Genomic DNA, 5,435 nt, shown 5'->3' with positions numbered 1-5,435 from the left:
GCTGAGCGGTATCGATACGCGGGTTCAACGGTATTATATTGACCACATAGATTATTAACCTGCATTTCTAACAGTTAAGGAGACGGGTGCTTTCCAGCACACTCCTTCGATGATGCCTTCCGCTAGTTGCTATGCCGGTTTCAGCCAACAAAGAATGTGCCCGGGCGCTCAGGTTCACCGTTAGCGTTGGCAACATATGAGATGGGCCAGACCCTTACCGCGCGCCGATTGCGCGAGAGGTGTCGGGCTCCATGTTTATTCCACCTGCTTGTTATCAACCAGCTTCGTTCAACGTTAGACATTCAAGATGTCAGACGTCGAACCTGCGCCAAAGACGCAGCTGGGGCTACTAGTTGCCTACAATCGCTCGCGAAGCTCGCCTGTTCGTGCGTGAATATCTGACAGCTCCGTCAGACATTGTCGGACATTTGATTGTTCGACAAATGCGCACGTGGTCGCGTTCGCAAAGATTACTGAACGGTCGATGGGTGCGTTGAGACCGGAGCAAACGGCGGATGCCAGAAAAATGGCCTCACAGAATCGCACCCATGGTTGATAAAATTGACCGCCCTGGCGCAAATACCCGGGCGGTCAATTCATCCCCTCGTTCGCGATCCTGTTGGGTTTTGGGGCTTTGACATGTTGTTGACGGATGGATCAGCCGTACAGCTTGATCTCCCGGGGTTCCATGTGGTCGTCCCCCAATAAGACGTCCCTGATGTAGCTCTGCGGCAGGAACTCGACGGGCAGCACTGGGTCGTCGACGTAGCCGGGCACGGGGAGTAGGCGTGGCCTTTGGATATAGCGTGGCCGCCTGCCGGCGGTCGGACTGCCACTTCAGTCAAAAGCTCAGGCGCGCGCATTAAAATAATGGATATATCGCTTGATAGGCTTTTGACCAAGCATGAACATCGCAGGTAAATCCGTGTACCAATTTTTGGTATACGAATTTACCTGCGGTTTGCTGAAAGCTCTGACATGCGCTGTCGACTTCATTAAAATCGATTGCCGATCAAGTCTTCCTATATATGCGAGCCCTGAGAAACTGCGCTGTGAACCTGAGACTGCTATCGATCGGCCCGGTGCACCGGGCCGCTGCCCTCGAGCCGGCATCAGCTTGCCGGTCTCAAAACGTATACTTGATTTAAGGCGGAGTGGAATGTGGGCGCGCAAGGAGATGCGGAATCGATGAGAGCCTCAAAAAAATTACTGCAGTGTTATCATCTTTCATCCTCTCTATTCTTCCATTTCTGATTCTATGGGCGGCTTGGTCAGTCCTCCCTGATACAATTCCCGCTCATTGGAGTGGGGGTGTGGTTGATCGATGGGGTAATAAGCTTGAATTGCTGGTTGTTCCGCTGTTTTCCCTGATTGGTTCTATTGCAATTTCTGTGTACCTTATTGTTTCCACGCGGCGAAGAGAGTTCGCGGATTTCTCTGTTCGAATGCGACGGGACTTTGTTGCGTGCTATATTTCTAATCTTCTTTTATCGACAACCTGCTCAGTGATAATTGCCGTTTGGGTTCAGTTGATTCTTACGCAAAGCACTGCGGTTGATGGGGGGCTTGGACTATCGATCCTGTATTCCCTTCCCGGGCTATATGTGATCTTGTGCGCTTTGCCGCCTTTTTATGCGAGCGGCGAGAGCAAAAAGGCAGAGCGCCTGATAACAGTTCTTATTGGCGGCGCGGAGATTGTTCTTTGTGGAATAGTGCTTGAAGGTTCGGCTGCCTCTTATGCGATGATTGGACTGATGATTCTGTTCTGTGCGTTTGAGATTGTGTCACTGGTAAGGGATAGCCGGTCCTTATGAGTTGAATTACGCGCGTGCGGATATAAAGGGTGGCATGTTAAATTTGTTGAAAACTCTGACATGCGCTGCCGACTTCATTAAAATCGATTGCCAATCAAGTCTTCCTATATATGCGAGCCCTGAGAAGCTGCGCTGTGAACCTGAGACCGCTATCGATCGGCCCGGTGCACCGGGCCGCTGTCCTCGAGCCGGCATCAGCTTGCCGGTCTCAAAACGTATGCCGTCCGGTACGACCAACAGCCGAGTCTTGCGCCCAGTTCGAGCAGCGCCAGAGCCCCGTGCCGGAACCCACGCAGCCGATGGCAGGGGAATTCAGCCGCGGCCATCGAGGAGCCGACCCAGGGACGGCGCCCCCAGTCCTCGAAAGATTTCCACCGCCCCCTACAGGCCTGGATTGATTTAACAGTTGATTTAATCTGGCTGAACAAGCCGAGCATGGGCCGGTTGACAAAATGTAAGGTAAAATAGCAGATACGACCGTACGCCGGTGCGGGGTTCGGGTGATGTGATAGAAAGTAATACACGTATTACATCTAACCGGGAGGTGCATCATGGCAACCGCCACCGCAGCCCTGAGAACCCCCGAGGACCTCGCGAACAGGTACGACCGCCTGGCGAAGTCGACGGGCCGCACGAAAACCTTCTACATGACGGAGGCGCTTGCCGCAGAGATAGGCAGGCTCGAATACGAGTACGGCCTCATGAATTATCCGGGAAGCGTTTGGTTGCGAGGTATGCCAGTGTGAGGGCCTGATTCGTCAGGCCCCGCACAGGGGGACCGCGATGGTGGCCACCGCGCCGCCCGAGGGACTGTTGGCGAGCGAGACGGAGCCCCCGTGGGCGCTCGCGGCCTCGGAGGCGACGTGGAGGCCGAGCCCGTAGTGGCGGCCTCCGTCACGCGAGGAGCGGGAGGAGTCGTCCGTGAAGAGGCGCTCGCAGCCGCGTTCGAGGGCGGCGGGAGAAAAGCCCGGTCCGTCGTCGGCAACCTCGATAACGAGGTGCCCGTCCGCGACGTCGCAGGAGACGGCCACGCGCGAGCGCGCGTGCTCGGCGGCGTTGGCCACGAGGTTCACGGCGGCTCGCGCCAGGGCGGTTCGGTCGAGCGGGGCCTCGGGCGCGCCCGCGACAGCGGGGCCCGTGGCCGCGTCGAGCGTCACGCCTCGCGCCCGGGCGATCTGGGCGGCCTCGGCGAGGACTTGCTCGCAGAGCTCGGCCGGCCGCATGGGGGCCCTCTCCGCCCCGCCGGACCCGCGCGAGGCCTCGATGAGCAGGCGCACGTAGCCGTCGAGCCTTTCGACACTGCCGGCTATGTCGCGCGCGGCAGCCGCGAGGTCGCTGTCATTCTCGTCTTCCAGCTCCTCCGCCACGAAGTCGGCGTTGGCGCGCAGCACGGTGAGCGGCGTCTTGAGGTCGTGGGCGAGCGACGCCATCTGCTCGCGTTGCCCCCGCTCCGCGGCCCAGCGGGCCTCGAGCGACTCGGCGAGGGAGGCCCGCATGGCGTCCATCGCGGCGAGGACGTCGTTCACCTCGCGCACGTTGGTGCTGCCGACCGCGAAGTCGAGCTCCCCCGCGCCGACGCGCCCCGCCGCCTCCGCGAGCGGCGCCATCTTGCGCGAGATCACGCGGCTCGCGCGGCGCGCCACGAGCGCGAGCGCGAGCGCGCTTCCCGCCGTGGCGCCGACGAGCATGAGGCTCTGCGGGTTGGGAAGCAGGCCGGCGAGATCGCGCGAGACCCACTGCGGCAGGTACTCGCTGACAAGTGCGCATGCCCCGCCGTCCTTGAGCGGGAACGCGGCGTAGGTGAGGCCCGAGCCCCCGCCCTCGATCTCCACTGTGCCCGGATCAGCGGCGAGTGCCGTACGGGCCATTTCCGTCGCGTCCTCGAGCCGCGTGCCCTCGAGGTCTGTCATCAGCACGTATCCGTCCTTGTTCAGGATGAGGTAGCGGTACGCCGTCGGCACGTCCTGCTGCCCGCAGACGCCGTCGCGTGCCAGGCCCTCCGCGACCTCGCGTGCATTGGCCGGCCCCCAGCTTGCCTCGTAGACGAAGCCCACATTGATCGCCGCGGAGAGCGCCATGAACGAGGCGAGCCACGCCGTGGCGACCGCCGCGAACGCGTAGGCGAAGTAGCGCGCGATGACGAAGGAGAGCGGCATGCCCCCGCGACCTCGCGCCCCGGTCCTCAGAGCTGCCACTTGTACCCCATCCCCCAGACGGTCGCGATCGGATCGGCGCCGGCCTCGGAGAGTTTCCTCCGGGCGCGGCTGACCTGCATGGATATGGCCGCGTCGTCGGCGTCGCTCTCCCAGCCGAGCACCGCCTCGCGTATCTGCGCGCGGCTCATGACCTGCCCGGGGTGGCGCGCGAGGTACTCGCAGATGGCGTACTCGGTGGGAGTGAGCGGCACGGTCTCGCCGCCCACGGCGAGGTCGCGCGCCCCGAGGTCGATCCGCACCTCCCCGAAGGAGAGGGCGTGCGAGCGCGGCCGGCGCTCACGGCGTAGATGGGCCGCGACCTTGGCGCGCAGTTCCGCGGCCCCGAAGGGCTTGCGGACGTAGTCGTCGGCGCCCAGGCCGTAGGCGGCCACGGCGTCCTCCTCGGCCACGCGCGCGGTCAGGAAGACGATGGGCCCGTCGAAGTCCGGGCGGATCTGCCGCACGAGCTCGAAGCCGTCGAGCCCCGGCATCATGACGTCGCAGAGCACGAGGTCGAAGCGCGAGAGGTCCATCCCCGGGACTGTCGTCGGGTCGGCCGCCCTGACGACCTCATGGCCGTCGCGGCCGAGGACGCGCGCGAGCGCGTCGAGGATCGCCCGTTCATCATCCACTGCCAGTATCCTCGCCATGTTCGACCTCCTGAAACTCTCGTCGGAATTGTACTAGCGCCGCACTCAGCGGTCCAGAGCCCTGCGCGCAGCCGCGGGCGCCTCGGCCGCGTCGCACGCGTGGTAGCGCACGCCCGAGCCGCCGCGCGCCTCGATCTCGAGCCAGCCCTCGCCGTCCGACTCCCGCCCGAAGAAGATGAGCTGGAGCTCTCGGACATTGCCCCTGTCGTCCGCAGCGTCGAGCAGGGCATTCCCGCCCAGGACGAGCGCTGCGGAGAGGAGGACGAGCATGGCGGCGAGCGCCTTCCTACGCATCTGCCCTCCCGTCCTCGAAGCGGCAGAACCAGGCGAGAAGGACGGCGGCGGCTGCCAGGGTGAGCGCGAGGCCAGCGAGCGCAGTCGTGAGGAGAGGGCCCGCCGCGCGTGCGGCGTCGATGAAGGCCTCCACCCCGAGCGACCCCAGGCGCGCGGGCCAGGCGAGCGGCACCCAGCCCAGGGGCGTCGCCAGGGCACCGGTGAGCTCGCCGGTCATGAGGCCGTGTGCAAGTCCGCCCACCGAGAAGAACGCGAGGAGCGTCCCCGCCGCGCCGCCGCCGATGGCGGCGTTGCGGCCGAGGCGCAGGGCCACGCCGAGCCCCAGCGCGTAGAGGGGCAAGCTGCCCAGCACGATGCCCGCCCAGGCTGCCGCAAGCGGAGCGGGCCCGAGCGGCAGGCGTCCGGCGACGGCGAGCGCGCCCCCGAACACGCTGAGCGCCACGGCCAGCGCGCCCGCGCCGAGCGCCGCAAGGGCGAGCAGC

5 protein-coding genes and 1 pseudogene are annotated in these 5,435 nt (G+C 63.8%); 2 read left to right on the top strand and 4 right to left on the bottom strand.

Features of this window, described 5'->3' with window-relative positions; genetic code table 11:
- The first annotated feature begins 1,154 nt into the window (after window positions 1-1,154).
- Window positions 1,155-1,814, top strand: a complete 660-nt coding sequence (locus tag DXC18_RS10235) for a DUF1648 domain-containing protein (protein ID WP_117717076.1) — start codon at window positions 1,155-1,157, stop codon at window positions 1,812-1,814.
- Window positions 1,815-2,365: 551 nt separating this feature from the next.
- On the top strand, window positions 2,366-2,560 hold the full coding sequence (locus tag DXC18_RS10230; protein ID WP_117717075.1) for a ribbon-helix-helix domain-containing protein: 195 nt from the start codon (window positions 2,366-2,368) through the stop codon (window positions 2,558-2,560).
- A gap of 12 nt (window positions 2,561-2,572) precedes the next feature.
- On the opposite strand, the gene DXC18_RS10225 is transcribed toward DXC18_RS10230, so the two are convergent.
- From DXC18_RS10225 to DXC18_RS10500, 4 genes and pseudogenes are all read right to left on the bottom strand, one after another.
- Window positions 2,573-3,970, bottom strand: coding sequence for a sensor histidine kinase KdpD (locus DXC18_RS10225; protein ID WP_117717074.1), 1,398 nt, complete (start codon window positions 3,968-3,970; stop codon window positions 2,573-2,575).
- A gap of 26 nt (window positions 3,971-3,996) precedes the next feature.
- The gene (locus DXC18_RS10220; protein WP_117717073.1) at window positions 3,997-4,659 is read right to left on the bottom strand and encodes a response regulator transcription factor; all 663 of its coding nucleotides are present in this window, start codon (window positions 4,657-4,659) and stop codon (window positions 3,997-3,999) included.
- A 45-nt stretch (window positions 4,660-4,704) separates the two neighbouring features.
- Entirely contained in the window at window positions 4,705-4,929 is a 225-nt protein-coding gene (locus DXC18_RS10215; RefSeq protein ID WP_147330273.1) for a hypothetical protein, read from the bottom strand.
- A gap of 16 nt (window positions 4,930-4,945) precedes the next feature.
- A pseudogene (locus DXC18_RS10500) lies at window positions 4,946-5,435 on the bottom strand (lantibiotic ABC transporter permease); the annotation flags it as partial.

The organism is Collinsella sp. OM08-14AT, assembly GCF_003438115.1.
Lineage (GTDB): Bacteria > Actinomycetota > Coriobacteriia > Coriobacteriales > Coriobacteriaceae > Collinsella.
The sequence above is the reverse complement of the archived record's forward strand: the minus strand, read 5'-3'. Positions and strand labels throughout refer to the sequence as shown.

What these genes read in the sequence shown, in the direction of transcription:
- DXC18_RS10230 (WP_117717075.1), top strand. Translation starts at nt 2,366, where the DNA reads ATGGCAACCGCCACCGCAGCCCTGAGAACCCCCGAGGACCTCGCGAAC.
- DXC18_RS10225 (WP_117717074.1), bottom strand. Translation starts at nt 3,970, where the DNA reads ATGCCGCTCTCCTTCGTCATCGCGCGCTACTTCGCCTACGCGTTCGCG.
- DXC18_RS10220 (WP_117717073.1), bottom strand. Translation starts at nt 4,659, where the DNA reads ATGGCGAGGATACTGGCAGTGGATGATGAACGGGCGATCCTCGACGCG.
- DXC18_RS10215 (WP_147330273.1), bottom strand. Translation starts at nt 4,929, where the DNA reads ATGCTCGTCCTCCTCTCCGCAGCGCTCGTCCTGGGCGGGAATGCCCTG.